Source organism: Rothia sp. HMSC069C03 (assembly GCF_001811075.1).
GTDB classification, from domain to species: Bacteria; Actinomycetota; Actinomycetes; order Actinomycetales; family Micrococcaceae; genus Rothia; species Rothia mucilaginosa.
Window position 1 is genome coordinate 141,716 of sequence record NZ_KZ627138.1, and the last position, 16,873, is coordinate 158,588.

Annotated in this window: 12 protein-coding genes, 1 tRNA gene and 1 other RNA gene; 4 read left to right on the plus strand and 10 right to left on the minus strand. The window is 60.8% G+C overall.

The annotated features are described in order from the left end of the window. Window positions 1–60: 60 nt before the first annotated feature. Window positions 61–2,409: an HtaA domain-containing protein gene (locus tag HMPREF2779_RS06340; RefSeq protein WP_105361115.1), complete on the minus strand. Its 2,349-nt coding sequence runs from the start codon at window positions 2,407–2,409 to the stop codon at window positions 61–63. Between the two features lie 237 nt (window positions 2,410–2,646). On the opposite strand from HMPREF2779_RS06340, the gene HMPREF2779_RS06345 reads away from it, so the two are divergent. Continuing rightward, window positions 2,647–3,309 (plus strand): biliverdin-producing heme oxygenase, encoded by a 663-nt coding sequence (locus HMPREF2779_RS06345; protein WP_070685265.1) that lies wholly within the window; start codon window positions 2,647–2,649, stop codon window positions 3,307–3,309. Window positions 3,310–3,447: 138 nt separating this feature from the next. Here HMPREF2779_RS06345 and purL read toward each other — a convergent pair whose 3' ends face one another. From purL to HMPREF2779_RS06380, 7 genes are all read right to left on the minus strand, one after another. Continuing rightward, window positions 3,448–5,766, minus strand: coding sequence for a phosphoribosylformylglycinamidine synthase subunit PurL (purL, locus tag HMPREF2779_RS06350; protein WP_070685267.1), 2,319 nt, complete (start codon window positions 5,764–5,766; stop codon window positions 3,448–3,450). Between the two features lie 25 nt (window positions 5,767–5,791). Further along, window positions 5,792–6,604, minus strand: a complete 813-nt coding sequence (gene purQ / locus HMPREF2779_RS06355; RefSeq protein ID WP_105361116.1) for a phosphoribosylformylglycinamidine synthase subunit PurQ — start codon at window positions 6,602–6,604, stop codon at window positions 5,792–5,794. Between the two features lie 5 nt (window positions 6,605–6,609). Next, entirely contained in the window at window positions 6,610–6,861 is a 252-nt protein-coding gene (gene purS / locus HMPREF2779_RS06360) for a phosphoribosylformylglycinamidine synthase subunit PurS (protein WP_005507194.1), read from the minus strand. A 207-nt stretch (window positions 6,862–7,068) separates the two neighbouring features. Next, entirely contained in the window at window positions 7,069–8,022 is a 954-nt protein-coding gene (locus HMPREF2779_RS06365) for a 3-methyladenine DNA glycosylase (protein ID WP_105361117.1), read from the minus strand. Between the two features lie 116 nt (window positions 8,023–8,138). Next, window positions 8,139–9,434 (minus strand): aspartate kinase, encoded by a 1,296-nt coding sequence (locus tag HMPREF2779_RS06370; protein ID WP_070685273.1) that lies wholly within the window; start codon window positions 9,432–9,434, stop codon window positions 8,139–8,141. A 187-nt stretch (window positions 9,435–9,621) separates the two neighbouring features. Beyond that, a complete protein-coding gene (gene recR, locus HMPREF2779_RS06375) occupies window positions 9,622–10,794 on the minus strand; it encodes a recombination mediator RecR (RefSeq protein WP_070685274.1) in 1,173 nt (390 codons plus the stop codon). A gap of 178 nt (window positions 10,795–10,972) precedes the next feature. Further along, entirely contained in the window at window positions 10,973–13,762 is a 2,790-nt protein-coding gene (locus HMPREF2779_RS06380; protein WP_070685275.1) for a DNA polymerase III subunit gamma and tau, read from the minus strand. A gap of 217 nt (window positions 13,763–13,979) precedes the next feature. On the opposite strand from HMPREF2779_RS06380, the gene ffs reads away from it, so the two are divergent. The 3 genes from ffs (at window position 13,980) to HMPREF2779_RS06395 (ending at window position 14,827) form a co-directional block, all read left to right on the plus strand. After that, window positions 13,980–14,076: signal recognition particle sRNA small type (ffs, locus tag HMPREF2779_RS06385), an RNA gene on the plus strand. Between the two features lie 199 nt (window positions 14,077–14,275). Further along, window positions 14,276–14,364, plus strand: a tRNA-Ser gene (locus HMPREF2779_RS06390). Window positions 14,365–14,503: 139 nt separating this feature from the next. Further along, window positions 14,504–14,827: a type II toxin-antitoxin system VapB family antitoxin gene (locus tag HMPREF2779_RS06395; protein ID WP_070685277.1), complete on the plus strand. Its 324-nt coding sequence runs from the start codon at window positions 14,504–14,506 to the stop codon at window positions 14,825–14,827. Window positions 14,828–14,917: 90 nt separating this feature from the next. Here HMPREF2779_RS06395 and HMPREF2779_RS06400 read toward each other — a convergent pair whose 3' ends face one another. Both HMPREF2779_RS06400 and HMPREF2779_RS06405 read right to left on the minus strand, forming a co-directional pair. Continuing rightward, complete coding sequence (locus HMPREF2779_RS06400; RefSeq protein WP_049340301.1) at window positions 14,918–15,613, minus strand: TetR/AcrR family transcriptional regulator; 696 nt, start codon at window positions 15,611–15,613, stop codon at window positions 14,918–14,920. A 109-nt stretch (window positions 15,614–15,722) separates the two neighbouring features. Beyond that, window positions 15,723–16,805, minus strand: coding sequence for a hypothetical protein (locus HMPREF2779_RS06405; protein ID WP_105361118.1), 1,083 nt, complete (start codon window positions 16,803–16,805; stop codon window positions 15,723–15,725). Between the last annotated feature and the right edge of the window lie 68 nt (window positions 16,806–16,873).

Here is a 16,873-nt window from a genome sequence, read left to right on the forward strand (position 1 = left end):
GAACCTTATGGTTGAGTCTCACGGGCAAGCCGACAGCGTGGGCATCCTCGTGAGGTGCCGTTATGCCTTCTTGCGGCGGCGAGTGTACATGACGGTACCCGCGCCGGCTGCAACAGCGATGAAGCCTGCAACCAGGGTGCCCTCAACACCGGAGGCGCCGGTGGAAGCCAGAGGCTTGCCGGTGACCGGGTCGCAACCCTCACCCTCGTAGACGGTCTCGGACACGGTCTTGGTGGTGGTCTTCGCGCCGTTAATCGCCGCGGAGAAGCTCAGCGGAGCCATGTCCTTACCGGCGTCGTAGAAGCCAGCAAACGCCTTCGCGCCCTCAGCGGTCAGGGTGGTTGCCGCACCGTTGACGCTCACAGCGTCAGCGGAGCTCTGCAGACCCGAAAGATCCACCTTCAGCAGTGCCACCTCACCGTAGTTAGTTGCCTTGCCGGAGGGGTCATTGCTGTTCATGGTCGCGTAGAGAGTGCCGGAATTACCGTTAATCTCAAGGCGCGGGTTCGCAATGGTGGTGTCCAGAATGCCGTGGTGACCGGTGAAACGAACCGAACCGCTGAAGGAGATGGAACCCTTACCGCCCTTGAAGGTGCCGGTGCCGTTAGACCAGTTGAACGCATCCGAAGAGTAGGAGGTGCCGTTCAGCTCCCAGCTACCGTTCGCGATGCCGCCGCGCACGTAGTTGCGGAAGGAATCACGCACGCCCCAGCCAAGGTTTGCGCTCTTAATGGTGCCGTCGGATGCGCCCTGCTCCTGCACCTCGCGGGTGCGGGTGACGGGTACGCAGACAGGCTGTGCCGGGTTGTTGCTGACAGAACTGTTCGAGGAGAAACCGCCGTTAGAAATGCTGCCGGAGGTGCCTGCCGAACCATTAGAACCGGAGCCGTTAGCGCCGGAGTTACCGGAGGCGTTCGAGGAGCTGTTATCGGAGGAGCCGTTCTCAGAACCCTTGTTATCGGAGGACTTGCTCTCAGAGACGCGGGGAACCTCAACGGTGTTCTCCGCGGTCTGCTCGCTGAGCTTTACGGAGAAGCTCAGCGGTGCCATGGCGTTGTCGGCACCGCGGTACTGGCCGGCGAAGAGCACGTCGGAACCTTCAGCGGTGAGCGCGACTGCTGCGTTCTGTGCGGAGAAGACGCCGTCCTTCACGCTCGCGCCGGAGAGGTCCACCTCGGCGATAGCCAGGCCGGTCTTAGAAACGGACTTGCCGTCGCGGGTCAGCGCGTCAACGTCAGCAACCAGGGTGCCCTTGCCGTTGACGACGACCAGGCGCATGTTCTTGATGGTGCTCTTGAGCTGACCGTTGTGGCCGGTGAACTCTGCGGTGCCCGCGAAGTTGATCTGACCGGTCTTGGTCTCGGGGTTGTACACGCCGGATGCCTGAGTGTACTTGAAGCCGCCAGCCGCGGTCTTCTCCATGCCCTCAACGTTCACGGAGCCGTGCGCGAAGCCGGTCAGGTACTTCAGGAAGGACTCGCGGATATCCCAGCTGAGGGTGCCGGACTCGACGACGTTGCCGGTGACCTTTTCTTCACGCTTGGGCTCGGTGGTTGCGGCGGGGGAGGAGGGAGCTGTGGAGGTGGGAGCTGCGCTCGGTGCTGCAGAAGTGGGCTCTGCGGGCTTGGGTGCCTCGCTGGTCGGTGCGGAGGAAGGCTCTGCGGTCGGCGCAGCACTCGGCTCGGCGCTGGGTTCAGTGCTGGGCTCAGGGCTCGGCGCGGGTGCTTCCTTGGTCACGATGGTTGCGGAGAAGCCGAGTGCATCCAGCTCCTGACCTGCCTTGTAGAAGCCCGCGAAGGCGCCGGTTGCCTCTTCGGAAAGCTTGACGCGGGTGCCGTTTTCCTCGTCAACGCTGGGCAGGGTGATGGTGTTACCCTCAACCTTCAGACCGGAGGCGTTGAAAGTGCCGAGGGTCATGTTCTTGGTTTCGACCAGGTCGTTCGGGGTGGTGTTGCCGTTGTAGGGGCGCGACTGAACGTTGGCGCGCACGGTGCCCACGCCGTCCTTAATGGTGACGGAGAGGTCGGAGATGATGACTTCCAGCAGACCGTGGTGAGCGGTGTAGTGAATCGAGGAGCCGGTGAAGGTGACCGAGTATTCGCCGTTAGCTACGGTGCCTTTGGCGGAGGTGAAGTGGTAGGAGCCGTCTTCGTTGGTGGTGACGCCGGTCAGTTCCTGGGAGCCCTGGGAGAAGGCGCCGTTGATGTAGGAGCGGAAGGACTTCTTCAGGCCCCAGTTGACGGTGACGTCCTGCAGGCTCTGCTCTGAAGCTGCGGTTACCTCACCGGCGCTGACGTGGGAGTTGGTTTCAGCTGCGAAGGCTACGGGTACGCCAGCGACGCCGCTGAGACCGATGGTTGCTGAAGCCAAGAACGCCCAAGTGCGCTTGGTGAGAGAGGGGGTAGACATTCGGTGTCTCCTTGGATTCTGTGATTGTGGTGTTCGTATCAAGTCTAGCCCTATTAGCCTATGTTTGTGTAACTTAATGCCTAGGGTGACTTGTGTATGAGGTTTACCTTAGCAAATTTTTTGTGAGAGCTATTGCCAAAACCGGTTTTTGGTGACAATATGTCATTAACAGGTTTTGGTGACATCGTGTCACTAAAACATTTATTGTTCACCCACAAGCCACTTTAGGAACTCACCATGACTGTGACCGCCCCCGAAACCACCCAGGAACGCTTCTCCGCACGCCTGAAGGAAAGCACCAAACATGTCCATGACAACGCCGAACACTCCACCTTCATGGAAGACCTCATGGGCGGCTCCCTCAACACCGAGGCATACCTGCGCCTCATCAACCAGTACGTGCACATCTACGAAGCACTCGAAGCAGTCTCCGAACACTACCGCGCAGAACCCAGCCCCATCACCGAACCCTTCACCCACCCCGGCCTCGACCGAGCAGAATACATCCGCGCAGACATCCGCGCACTCGGCCAGGAAGGTGACATCGACGCGCCCCTGCCCGCAACCGCAGAATACGTAGAGCGCATCCGCGCCACCATCAACTCCCCCGAACGCTACCTCGCACACCACTACCTGCGCTACCTCGGCGACCTCTCCGGCGGCCAGGCAGTCGCAGCGCTCGTCACCCGCCACTACGGCATCCCCGCAGAAGCACTGAGCATGTACCGCTTCACCGAACTGCCCAAGCCCAAGGTCTTCAAGGACGGCTACCGCGAACTGCTCGACAACGCACCCCTGACCGACGAACAGCGCGAAGCCCTCATCGAAGAATGCATCGAAGGCTTCCGCATCAACGCCTCGCTGTTCGCACAGCTGGGCCGCAAGGTCGCCGAGGCATAAACACCGAACACCTCAACGCTCAACGCCTAAACACTCAAGGCACAAGTTCGCTGGCACAAGCCAGCGGGCATAACAAAAGGGGCGGATGCTTTCACAAGCATCCGCCCCTTTCGGCGTTAGTCTCAAACTAGTCGAAAACTAGCCCTTCGCAACCTCACCGAAGTAAGAAGCGAGAGTACCCTCGTGAGCTGCACGCAGCTCATCCAGGTCAATGGAAACCTCATCCTGGAAGTCCAGAGCGTTCGACTCAGCATCCACCACACCAATACGTGCGAAGGGGAACTGGCGAGCGGTGCACATATCTTTGAAGCGCACCTCCTCAGAACGCGGAACCGAAACCACAACACGGCCCAGGGACTCCGAGAACAGCAGGGTGAACAGGTCCACGCCGTCACGCTCAGCAACCTCACCCAGACCAATGCGGGCACCGGTGTTGAAACGCAGGCAAGCCTCCGACAGAGCAGCAGCCAGACCACCAGCAGACACGTCGTGCGCGGCATCAATCATGCCGTCACGAGACATGTTCACCAGCATGTCACCCAGCTGACGCTCCAGAGCCAGATCAACCTTCGGCGGCTGACCGCCCAGGTGACCCTTGAAGCGAGCCCACTCGGAGCCGTCCAGCTCATCGCGAGTGGTACCCAGCAGGTAGATAGCCTGACCGTCATGCTCAGGAGCCCAACCCGACGGGGTGCGGCGGGTGACGTCATCCATCACGCCCATCATCGCCACCACGGGGGTCGGGTTAATAGCCTTACCACCGGTCTGGTTGTACAGGGACACGTTACCGCCGGTCACCGGAACACCCAGCTCCATGCAGCCATCAGCCAGGCCGCGAACAGCCTCAGCGAACTGCCACATGACGTCCGGATCCTCGGGAGAACCGAAGTTCAGGCAGTCAGACACAGCTACGGGGCGTGCACCAACGGTCGCAACGTTACGGTACGCCTCAGCCAAGGACGCGCGAGCACCCTCGTACGGATCCAAGTAGGTGAAACGCGGGGAGGCGTCGGTCGCCAGAGCAACACCGAGGTTGGTGTTCTCGTCCACGCGCACCACGCCGCCGTCGTCCGGCATGGACAGGGCGGTGTTGCCCTGAACGTAGCGGTCGTACTGGTTGGTGATCCAGGACTTGGAGCACATGTTCGGGGACGCCATGAACGCCTTGATTGCCTCGCCCAGCTCCTTACCGCGCGGGCGGGAATCGTCGGCAGCCGAACCGGTGAAGTGGTTAGCCTGAACGTCATCCTGCCACTCGGGGCGTGCGTAAGGACGCTCGTAGGTCGGGCCGTCGTGCGCAACGGTGCGGGGGTCAACATCCACGATGACCTCGCCGTCCCACTCGATGACCAGGCGGCCAGAGTTGGTGACCTCACCGAGGAAGGAGTACTCCACGCCCCACTTGTTCATGATTGCTTCGAAGCGCTCCACGTTCTCGGGGGAGACAACAGCCATCATGCGTTCCTGAGACTCAGACATCAGAATCTCGCCGGGGGTCAGGGTGGGGTCACGCAGCAGAACCTTGGTCAGGTCGACGTGCATGCCGCCCTCACCGTTAGAAGCCAGCTCGCTGGTTGCACAGGAAATACCCGCAGCACCCAGATCCTGAATACCCTCAACCACGGAGCCCTTGAACAGCTCCAGGCAGCACTCAATCAGAACCTTCTCAGCGAAGGGGTCGCCCACCTGAACGGCAGGACGCTTCGAGGGCTTGGTGTCATCGAAAGACTCGGACGCCAGCACCGACGCACCGCCGATGCCGTCGCCACCGGTGCGTGCACCGAAGAGGACAACCTTGTTGCCCACGCCCGATGCGTTCGCCAGGCGGATGTCCTCGTGACGCATAATGCCCACAGCCAGTGCGTTGACCAGCGGGTTTGCCTGGTAGCAGGAATCGAACTCAACCTCGCCGCCGATGTTCGGCAGACCCAGGGAGTTACCGTAACCACCAATACCGGCAACCACGCCGCCAATAACACGGGCGGTGTCCGGGTGATCAATCGCGCCGAAACGCAGCGGATCCATCACAGCAATCGGGCGTGCACCCATGGAAATAATGTCACGCACAATACCGCCCACACCGGTCGCAGCACCCTGGTAGGGCTCCACGTACGAGGGGTGGTTGTGGGACTCAATCTTGAAGGTAACAGCCCAGCCGTCACCAATATCGGTCACACCGGCGTTCTCACCGATACCGACCATCAGGTCCTTCTTCATCTCATCGGTGACCTTCGCACCGAACTGCTTCAGATGAACCTTAGAAGACTTGTAGGAGCAGTGCTCGGACCACATGACCGAGTACATTGCCAGCTCAGCCGCGGTAGGACGGCGACCAAGAATCTCCTTAATGTCCTCGAACTCGTTCTCCTTCAGACCCAGTTCAGCCCAGGGGAGTTCGGTGTCCGGGGTTGCCGCCGCGTGCTCGACGGTGTCGAGGTTAAACTGCTTTTCGCTCATAACTTCTTAGAATCCTTGTCGTGCGTTAGCGGGCGTTAATCAGGTTGGCAAGAACGGAGGTGAACACGCCGAGACCATCGGCGCCACCGCGCAGAGAAACCTCACCAAAACCGGAAGAGGAAGGACCGAAGCCAGGCTCCACAGCGTGCTCCGGGTGCGGCATCAGACCGACCACGTTACCGCGCTCATTGCTGATACCAGCAATGTCATTACGGGAACCGTTCGGGTTGAAACCAACGTAGCGGAACACCACGCGACCCTCAGCCTCCAGCGCTTCCAGAGTCTTCGGGTCAGCAACATACTGACCGTCCTGGTTCTTCAGAGGGACAACAATCTCCTGGCCAGTAGCGTAATCGCTCGTCCAGGAGGTGGAGTTATTCTCAATGCGCAGAACCTGGTCACGGCAAATGAACTTGCGGTGATCGTTCTTAATCATCGAACCGGGCAGCAGGTGAGACTCAGTCAGAATCTGGAAACCATTGCAAATACCCAGAACAGGCAGGGGAGCGGAACCGGAGGTACCAGCAGCGTTAGCGGCATCAATCACCGAACGCATCACGGGAGCCTTCGCAGCAATAGCGCCAGCACGCAGGTAGTCACCGTAGGAGAAACCGCCAGGAATAATGACGGCATCAACGTTCTTCAAATCAGCGTCGTCGTGCCACAGCTCAACGACGGTACCGCCAGCCAGACGGACAGCACGCGCAGCGTCACGGTCATCCAGGGTGCCAGGGAAAGTCACCACGCCAACGCGTGCGTCAGCGAAAGCGGGGTTCGGGGAATAGCTAGAGAAGTCGCCAACCAGGGGGACTTCAGTGGGTGCGAGGGACTCTGCCATAGGTATTAGTCCTCCAGAACCGAAACGTTCACAACGTCTTCGATGACGGGGTTCGAGAGCAACTCTTCAGCAGCCTTGCGGGCAGCCGCGAGGTGCTCCTCGGTTGCCTCACCCTCGACGGTCAGCTCGAAGCGCTTACCCTGGCGAACATCAACGAAGGAATCAACGCCGATACGGGGCAGCTCGTGAGAAATAGCCTTACCCTGCGGGTCAAGAATTTCGGGCTTGAGCATAACATCAACAACAATACGGGCCATGTGTGGGCACTCCTTGGGTGCGTGGGTTCTGTATGAGCCGTATCTCATTCTACCCCAGTACAGCGGAAAGTGAGATGACGAGACCACCAATTACCAAATAGAGAGCCCCAAGTCACCCTTTTCTCACGCACTGGGCACCAAACCCACAGGCCACAGCGCCAAAAACGCAATCAGCCCGCGCCACCAACCAGCTACTCACCGCACAGCCTACTCACTAATCAGCGGCGGCAGGTAGCGCTCGCACACCTGCAACAGGCGCTCACGCAGCTCAATCGAACGCTCCGACAGCTCACGCTGAATCCGCACGTACTCAGCCTTACCCTCGGTCGTCTCCACCGGAATCGGTTCGTATCCCCAGTCGCGAATATCGTAGGGGGCTGCGCGCATATCCAGTTCGCGCGCATCCCACGCCAGGTCGAAACAATCCATGACCAGAGTCGAATCAACCAGCGGAAGCAGCTTATACGCCCATTTGTACACGTCCATATTCGCGTGCAGGCACGCGGGCTGCTCCAGCACGCGCTGCGTCTCGCGGGTCGGCTGCAGCTCGTTCATCGGCGCAGCCTGCGGCATGAAGAAACGGAACGCATCAAAGTGCGAGCAACGGATGCGGTGCTCCTCCACCACGCGGTCCGTACCCTCCGCACCCAGGCGCAGTTCCAGGTAGTCGTGGCGGATATTGTTCTCCACCGACTTGTACGCCATCGCCCACTCGTGCATGCCGAAGCAACCAAACTGACCCTTCTTTGCCGCGGTGTTGCGCAGGATCTCGTGGGTGAAGGCGAGGGCGGTAGCGCGGCGCTCCACAAAATCGGTGACGTCCACCGTGACGGCGGATGCGGCGTCCGCCTGGGCACGCGCAACCTCGGGGGTGCAGCCTGCGTCAAGGAGCTCCTGCTCGGTTGCGGGTCGGTAGAAACGCCAGGAGGCGCGCTCGGGCGCATCCAGCAGAATGACACCGGCGCCGGGATGCCAGCGCTTGAACTGGCCGGGCTTGAGTGTGTAGTAGGTGAAGAGGAAGTCTTCCACGGGGTGCACTTCGTGGCGGGCGCGACGCTGCGCAAACGGGTCGGCGTAGCGGCCGGCACACGCCTCATGTGCTGCCTCTGCGGCACGCCATTGGCGGGCATCCATCACCTGGGAAAAAACAACACTACTCATGCTTCTAGGGTAGAGCACCCGCACGCCCACAAATACACAGACAAAAGGGAGGGGCGGCGCCGGATCAAACCAGCACCGCCCCTCCCGAAGCGTACAGCTCACAAACGAGCTAAACCCTAGCGGCCAGTACCACCGTAAACAGTAGCCTCACCCTCAGCATCCAGACCGAACGCAGTGTGCACCGCACGAACAGCCTCATCCAGCTTGCTCAGCTCAGTAATCACCGAAATACGAATCTCAGACGTCGAAATCATGTCAATGTTCACGCCAGCAGTCGACAGCGCATCGAAGAAAGTGAACGAAACACCCGGGTTAGTCTTCATGCCCGCGCCAACCAGCGATAGCTTACCCACAGACTCGTTGTAAATAACCTCCTGGAAGCCCAGCTCAGCCTGCGCAGCCTTCAGCGCCTTCAGCGCAGCATCGCCCTGAGCCTGATCCAGAGTGAAGGAAATATCGGTCACGTTCGGGCGGTCAGTCGGCACGTTCTGAACAATCATGTCCAGGTTAACCTTCGCCTCGTTGAGCAGACCGAACACCTTCGCTGCCGAACCGGGAACATCCGGAACACCAACAACGGTAATCTTCGCCTGGCTACGATCGTGTGCAACACCAGAAATCAGGGGCTGTTCCAAGGGAATCTCCTTCAGATGGGTGGGGGTCAGTTCCGCGGAGTCCTCCGGGATTACAATGGTGCCTTCAAGGTTCGAGAACGAAGAACGCACGTGAAGCTTCAAATTAAAACGGCGAGCATACTCGACACAGCGCAGGTGCAGAATCTTCGCACCGTTCGCCGCCATCTCCAGCATCTCTTCACTGGTGACAGTATCCAGCTTATGCGCGGTCGGAACGATACGCGGGTCGGCAGTGAACACGCCGTCCACATCCGAGTAAATCTCGCACACATCAGCCTTCAGAGCAGCAGCCAGAGCAACAGCGGTCGTATCAGAACCGCCACGACCCAGAGTCGTAATATCACCGCTCTGACGGTGAACACCCTGGAAACCAGCAACAATCGCAATATTGCCAGCTTCAATCGACTCACGGATACGCTCCGGGTTGACCTCCACCAGACGTGCAGAACCGTGCACGCCGTCGGTAATCATGCCAGCCTGAGAACCGGTGAAAGACTGGGCCTTAGCACCCAGGTCGTTAACAGCCATCGACAGGATGGCAGTCGAAATGCGTTCACCGGCAGTCAGCAGCATGTCCAGCTCACGGGAAGGAGTGACATTGCTGGTGACCTCTGCGGCAAGGTCGAGCAGCTCATCGGTGGTGTCACCCATAGCGGACACCACGACGACCACATCGTTACCTGCCTTCTGAGTGTCCACGATGCGGCGGGCAACGCGCTTAATACCCTCCGCATCCGCTACGGAGGAACCGCCGAACTTTTGGACGATCAGGCTCATAGAATTCTCCAGGTCAGTTACTTGTGTGCCACCGGCAGACGCCGGCTCCTCATTTATAGTAGACGGCGTTCAGTGCAAGCGGCGAACTGTGCACCCGTATGTATTGCCCCGTGAAATATTACGTAGTATTACGCGGTGGTGACGCGGGATGCTGAGGCGGGCACAGCACGCCCGCGGAGGCTAGTTTTTAGGTCCACGGGTTCACGTACGTGACACCCGGCAACGGCGGAACATCCGGCTTCGGGGTGCGCAACGGGGCGTTCTGAATCGAGCGGATCTTCTCCTCATAGTCCGGGGTGCGGAACACCTCCGGCGCATCATCTGCCTGCTCGGCTACGGGTGCCTCAACCGGTTCGGAGGCGGCGCTCGCCGGAGCCTCCTCGCCGGAGTCTTCACCCAGGTCGGGGGTTGCTTCTGCTTCTGCGGATTCAAGTGTAGAGCCCGCATCGGAATCGGTGGGGGAGCCCTCACGGCGGGATTCCTCGTTACCGGATTCCTTGTCGCCTGATTTCTCAGCCTCCTGCAGAACCTGCTCAATCAGCTGCTCATCCACCGTGCCCTGCACACCCTCAGCGGCGGGCGCCTCCGTGCGGGAGCCGGCAGAATCTTCAGAATCCAGGTCATCAAACATGCTCGAATTCCAGCGGCGACGACTCTGCTTCGCCTCCTGAGCCTGAACCTGAGCCGCCTGCTCACGCTCCTGCTCCTCCTCGCGGTTCACACGCTCAAAATCCTCGGCGGCAGTATGAGCCACCGCCGTGCCCTCGCTAATGACGCGGCGGCCCTCCAGCGCGCGGCCCAGGGTAATCTCGTCCGCGTACTCCAGATCGCCACCGACCGGAAGACCCGACGCCAGACGCGATAGGCGCACACCCAGCGGCACGAGCATGCGCGAGAGGTAGGTTGCGGTCGCCTCGCCCTCAAGGTTCGGGTCCATCGCCAGAATAATCTCCTGGATACGCTCATCCGCCAGGCGGGACACCAACTCACGAATACGCAGCTGCTCAGGCCCCACACCCGCCAGCGGGTTAATAGCACCACCGAGCACATGGTAGCGGCCGGTGAAAGAACGGGTACGCTCAATCGCCACCACATCCTTGGATTCTTCGACCACGCACAGCACGGACGGGTCGCGGCGCTCATCGCGGCAGATTGTGCACAGCTTCGTCTCGGAGACGTTACCGCACTCCTCGCAGAAGCTGACGCTGGTCTTCACCGTGGAAATGGCGTTGGCTAGGCGCGCCATATCGACAGCATCCGCATTCAGAATGTGAAAAGCGATGCGCTGAGCCGACTTGGGGCCCACACCCGGCAGGCGGCCGAGCTCGTCAATGAGGTTTTGAACTGCTCCCTCGTACATGGCTTCTCCTTCAGATGCGGTGCGTTGTGCTGGTGCGTTGGTGCGCTGTTCTTGGGCGACGTTATGAGTATGCACCCAACCCCTGACAGTTTAGGGGCGTATCGCGTAGCGAGTATGCGGCTGGAATGAGTGCGCCCGCCATCGGTGCGATGGCGGGCGCGGCACCTACAACCCCGGATTAGGGCTGGTGCAGGGGGCGTTCATCGATGACGGTGCCACCAATAATTTTTTCGATAGCGCGCAGACCGATGAAGGTGCTGTTTTCGACCTTCTCATCATCCTCAGAGACGTAGTCCTCATCGGATGCGGCGCGTGCCGGGCGAGCCGGTGCCACCGGTGCGCTAGGAGTCGGTGTGGCAGGTGCGTTAGAAGCCTGCGATGCCGGCTTCTCATCGCTTGCCGGAGCAGTATCGGCCGGAGCTGCCTGCGGTACCTCTGCCAACGGACCAGCCGGTGCGAGGGCGCCCACCGGGGCAACCGGAGTAACGAGGGGACCTGCCGGTGCTACAGGCTCAGCGGGCATTGCGGGTGCAGTCGGCATTGCGGCCGCAGCAGGTGCCTCAACCGGTTCAGTGTAGGCAGGCTCATCCTCAAAAGGGGGCTCCTCCTCATACGGAGGTTCCTCCGCGTGAGGAGGCTCCTGCGAGAACGGGGGTTCCTGTGCTTGCTGGGGTTCAGGAACGCCCTCCTGCTGCGGAACTCCACTACCGGAGGCAGCAAAGGAATCACGCTCACCAAAACCGCCCGCCGGAGCAGTCGGAACCTGCTGACCTGCCGGAACCTGTGGAGTAACCGGGGGCTCAGGCGCAAGCGGACCAGCCGGAGCCAGCGGCGCAGCCGGTGCAGCCGGGGCAACCTGCTGAGGTGCCTCCTCGGGGGCGCTCTGCGGAATCGGGGCAACCTCCCACGCGCCCAGGGGCGCATCCACGCTCGTGGACTCGGGGGTGTTTGCACCGGTCAGCGGCTGACCGTGGCGACGCCACGCATCCTCACCGCCGCGCGGACCATCAGCCAGAGGCGCCGGCTGAGCGGGGTACGGGGGAGTCTGCTGAACGGGCGGCTGAGGCGCCTGCGGGGCGGGAGCCGCCGGAGCCGCAGGCTGTGCCGCGGGCGCTGCAGGTTTGACCTGTGCGCCGGGCTTCGCCACCTGAGCGTGAATGGTCACCTGACGGCGCAGGAACTCACTCACGCGGGCGGTCAGCTCGGGCACAAAGCCCTTGACCGCGCGCAAAGTCGCAATGTCGGCGCTCACGTACAGGGTCGCGCCGTCCATGCGGGCGGGGCGAACCTTCATCAGCTGCTCCGCCGCACCCGGAACGCTCATTCGGTTAAGAATGGCACGCCAATTACCCTGAACCGCTGCCAGCGGATCGTTCGGGTTAAGCTTCAGAGGTGCGGAGGGGGTACCCGCCGCAGCGGCATCAGCTACAGAAGAAGCGGGGGTATCCGGTGTCGCCGGGGCGTTACCCGCCAGGGGAGCGCCAGCCGAAGCTGCAGGTGCCTGAGTTGCAGGGGCCTGCGCGGTCGGTGCCAAGGGGGCGGCGCTAAGGGGTGCGCCAGCCAGCGGGGGAGCACTCGGGCTGGCATGCTGAGAACTGTCCTGCTGAGGGGCAGAATGCGGGGCAGTCGCCTCCTGAGCAGGGGCGCTAGGAGTCTGCGCATTAGGCGCCTGAATCTGAGGAGCCGGGGTCTTAGGCGCCTGGGTCTTAGGAGTCAGGCCAGCCGCCACCATACCCGCCGCACGAGCAGCAGACATGCCGCCCTCCGCCGGAACCGAACTAGCAGTACCAGAAGCCACGCGACGCTCCAAAACCTGTAGGCGAGAAGCCAACGCCGCAACCTCCGCACCACCGGCAGAACCCTCCACAGCAGGCAGAAGCAGACGAGCACACAGCAACTCCAGCTGAAGCTGCGGATTCGCCGCACCCGTCATACCATTCAGAGTCTCATTCGCCGTACCCGCAGCAACCGTCAGCTCACGCTCGCCCAAAGCCTGAGCCTGCTGAGCCAAACGCTCCAACTGATCCTGCGGAACACCCTGCAAAATCTGGCCGGCAGCCTGTGGAACAGCCTTCACCACAATCAAATCACGCAGACGCTCCAGCAGATCCTCCACAAAACGGCGAGGATCCTGACCGGTAGCCACCACACGAGATACCGCACCAAAGAGAGTCGGCGCATCCTTCGCACCCAATGCCTCAATGACCTCATCCAGAAGCTGCGCGTGGGTATAACCCAGCAGCGCCACCGCACGGTCATACTCAATACCGTTCTGCGAAGACGCACCAGCCATCAGCTGATCAAGAATCGACAGCGAATCACGCACCGAACCGCCACCAGCACGAATCACCAGCTGCAACACACCCGGTTCAACCGGCACCTGCTCCTGATCGCACAGACCCTGCAGGAACGGCAGAAGAACCTCCGGCGGAACCAGACGGAACGGGTAATGGTGAGTACGCGAACGAATCGTACCCAGCACCTTATTCGGCTCAGTCGTCGCGAAGATAAACTTCACGTGCTCCGGCGGCTCCTCCACAATCTTCAGCAGCGCATTGAAACCCTCACGGGTCACCATATGCGCCTCATCAATAATGAAGATCTTGTAACGGTCACGGACCGGTGCCAAAGTAGCGCGCTCACGCAAATCACGGGCATGATCCACACCGCCGTGGCTCGCCGCATCCATCTCAATCACGTCAAGAGAACCGCCACCATCACGCGAGAGCTCACGGCACGAATCGCACACACCACACGGAGTAGGAGTCGGACCCTGCGCACAGTTCAAGCAACGCGCCAAAATACGCGCCGACGTGGTCTTACCACAACCACGCGGACCCGAAAACAGGTACGCGTGATTCACACGGTTCTTCTCCAAGGCGACCATAAGAGGTTCGGTCACGTGCTCCTGCCCGATAACCTCAGCAAAGGTTTCGGGGCGATAACGACGATAAAGGGCAGTGCTCACGGCAACCTCTTCAACTCGGGGGTGCGGATAGGACAATCCCTACCATTTTAGACGCTTTACCCCCGGCCCGAGTGGCCGACAGTCACCGGTGAACACGCCACCACACCACCGCCACCGTGACGCCTACCATGGACGCTTACCCGGGTGGCAAGGTACGCCCACAGAAATACCGCGGACGCGCCGAATTCCCAAGAACCCAAAAATCCGGTACACTGGTTCTTGCCTCTTACGTGGCGTTATCTTGGAAAACTCCCCCAGGACCGGAAGGTAGCAAGGGTATTCGAGCTATGACGGGTGCGTAGGAGGTCTTTTTTACCCAAAAAACGGGTAACTACATAGTCATGCACCCGTCTATGCACTGCGTGCCCGCTCCGCTGGCGCTCCGCCCAAAAACAGGGGCACGAGCATCCATAAATGTGCTTTCTGTTACTTTTCCCATCCAGGGCTTGCATGCTTCGCAAAAGCGTAGTAAAGTTTTATTCGTTGCCTACGCAATGCGTAGAAAACATAGCTGGAGGATTCGCCTAGCGGCCTATGGCGCACGCCTGGAACGCGTGTTGGGTTAACAGCCCTCGGGGGTTCAAATCCCCCATCCTCCGCCACCGATCCCCGGTCTTAGATTCTAAGACCGGGGATTTTTTATACCCCCTTGGTACTATTTCTTCAGAACCCCACGGTTACATCAGAACCTCACGGTTACACGTGCCGCCGAGGCGCCCCATACCTGCAGAAAGCACCACCATGATCTTCAAAAAAGTAGGCGACAGTCGCCCCTACCCCCAGCACGGCATGACCCACGCCGACTGGGGAGGAATCCCGCCGCAGCAGGTACGCCTCGACACCCTCATCACCACCCAAAAAACCCTCAACCTCGAGACCCTACTCGCCGAAGACTCCACCTTCTACGGCGACCTCTTCCCGCACGTGGTCAAATGGGGAGGCGAACTCTACCTCGAAGACGGCGTGCACCGCGCACTGCGTAACGCCCTGCACTGCCGCGCCGTCATGTACGCGCGCGTACTGGACCTGGACTCCATCTCCCCGGCACTGTTTCCCGGCGCGTAAAAACCCACCCGAATACAGAAAATGCCGCGGACCGATGCGAGAAGCATCAGGTCCGCGGCATTATATGTCGCTATTCAGCCCGCTAAACCATTAGGAAGCGACCTTCAGGTTTGCCTCCTGCACCGGAGACTGCTCAGGCAGAGACTCCTCGGAGTCCAGACGAACAGGGTTACCTTCGGCATCGAAACGTGCACCCAGACCCATCTGAATAAAACGGATAGTATTCAGAATCTGGCGCTCACGGGTTTCCTCATCCGGTGCATCCTCGGCGCGACCGGCGCTTGAAGAGAGGGAACCGTGCACGAGCATCGCCAGTTCGCGAATGTCGTTCTTCGGAATGTAGTTCTCGGCAATGGCGGCAGAAAGAATATGCGCGAGCACCATCTGTAGCTCGTGAACGTGCTTGCCGAGCTTCGCGTAGGACTCGGGGGAGAGCATGGAGCGCATCGCAGGGCCCGGAGGCAGGTGGCGGCGCGCCAGGTCGTTGATCTGCAAGCGAATGTAGACCGCGAGCTGGTCAATCGGGTTTTCGATACCCTCCAGGCCGACGCGCAGCTCGTTGAGGAAGCGTTCGGTCTCGTCCAGGGCGTAGGCGACCAGCAGTTCGCCCATGTCGGCAAAGTAGTTGTAGACCGCGGTGCGGCCGATGCCGGCGTTCTTGGCGACGTCGGTCATGGTCAGGCCGGAGAGGCCGCGGTTGTAGAGGATCTCGCCGAAGGAGTTGAGGATGGCGCGCTTGGTGTTTTCGCGCTGGGCGGCGTTGGTTGCTGCAGAAATACGGGGCATAGTGACACTCTACCCCAAATCGTCAGCAAATGACGAATTTATCGAATGTGTCACCAAGAAATTTGCCCAATCCATGCGAATTTTCACAAATATGACAGAACGACCGGCACTACAAGAAGCCCAAACGCGTAGCCGCCGCCAAATCAGCACCCACCAACGACGCAATCGGATACCCCGTATGGCCACGCCCCGGAGTCACCTGCAACAAAGTCCGCGCCCCCAAACCCTCGTAGAACGCGCTACCCTCCTGCACCGCAATCCGCGCCGACCAACTCCCCTCAGAACTCGTCGCCATACGCCACCGACCCGACGGCGAACGCCCATCCAGCACACCCACATGCCAGCTCATCAACAGATGCGCATGCGAAGAAGGATTCAGCGCAGCCCGTTCACGCACCCGAACCGGCACGCCGTCAGCACCGCCTCCACCGATGAAGGTCGCGCCGCCTCCTCGAATCCAGTCAATATCGTGCGACAACAGCTCGTAGCTGAGAAACTCCGCACCGCCCGAATAACCCGCAAGCCAGACGCGGCTCATATCCACCTTGTACGCCAGGGCAATCTCCTCAATGAGGGCGCGAACCATCCTGCCGTTCGAGCGGGCACGAACCCACCAGTTATAGGTCAGCGGAGGCGCATAAGAATCACCATCGGCCAGCCGCGGCTCCCGCAAACTACCCGGCGACAGCACCGGCACCGACAGCAAGTTGAACTCAGCCGCCACCTGCGCCAACTCGGTACGCAACGGGGAGTCACGGCGCAACAGGCGGCTACCCACACGGGAGAGATGGTCGCCATCAAAATAGAACAGCACACCGGGCGCAGACTCAGACTCGGACAGAAGGTGCAGGTTGTCGACCCGATAGTAGATATTGCGCCCGCGATGCGTAAACGACCGGTAGCCGAGCAGCTCAGACGAAGCCAGAAACATCGGCTCCAACAGGGAAAGACCGGTGCGCACAGCCTGCGCCGCATAGGTGACCAGCGGATGCAGACGCGGAATATGCGCGCTCAGCCGCCGCTGGTTACGGTGCCGCCGCCTCCGCGCTCGCCGTATAGAGCCCCGAATCGAGCGGCGCACCGAGGCACGCAGCGCACGCCCCGCCTCCAGCGGGGACGCCACCTGCCCGGTATGGTGAGCGCCGGTACGGTGAGCTCCGCTACGGTGAACTCTGCGGATCAGACTCTTCATATCTCCATTGTAGGTGCGGGGGTTCTACTGCCGCCGGGATGAGGAGGGTCCGCAGGCACCCGCACCGG

Bases quoted from the DNA above. Each gene is read 5' to 3' on its own strand.
- HMPREF2779_RS06340 (WP_105361115.1), bottom strand. From the start codon at position 2,409: ATGTCTACCCCCTCTCTCACCAAGCGCACTTGGGCGTTCTTGGCTTCA.
- HMPREF2779_RS06345 (WP_070685265.1), top strand. From the start codon at position 2,647: ATGACTGTGACCGCCCCCGAAACCACCCAGGAACGCTTCTCCGCACGC.
- purL (WP_070685267.1), bottom strand. From the start codon at position 5,766: ATGAGCGAAAAGCAGTTTAACCTCGACACCGTCGAGCACGCGGCGGCA.
- purQ (WP_105361116.1), bottom strand. From the start codon at position 6,604: ATGGCAGAGTCCCTCGCACCCACTGAAGTCCCCCTGGTTGGCGACTTC.
- purS (WP_005507194.1), bottom strand. From the start codon at position 6,861: ATGGCCCGTATTGTTGTTGATGTTATGCTCAAGCCCGAAATTCTTGAC.
- HMPREF2779_RS06365 (WP_105361117.1), bottom strand. From the start codon at position 8,022: ATGAGTAGTGTTGTTTTTTCCCAGGTGATGGATGCCCGCCAATGGCGT.
- HMPREF2779_RS06370 (WP_070685273.1), bottom strand. From the start codon at position 9,434: ATGAGCCTGATCGTCCAAAAGTTCGGCGGTTCCTCCGTAGCGGATGCG.
- recR (WP_070685274.1), bottom strand. From the start codon at position 10,794: ATGTACGAGGGAGCAGTTCAAAACCTCATTGACGAGCTCGGCCGCCTG.
- HMPREF2779_RS06395 (WP_070685277.1), top strand. From the start codon at position 14,504: ATGATCTTCAAAAAAGTAGGCGACAGTCGCCCCTACCCCCAGCACGGC.
- HMPREF2779_RS06400 (WP_049340301.1), bottom strand. From the start codon at position 15,613: ATGCCCCGTATTTCTGCAGCAACCAACGCCGCCCAGCGCGAAAACACC.
- HMPREF2779_RS06405 (WP_105361118.1), bottom strand. From the start codon at position 16,805: ATGAAGAGTCTGATCCGCAGAGTTCACCGTAGCGGAGCTCACCGTACC.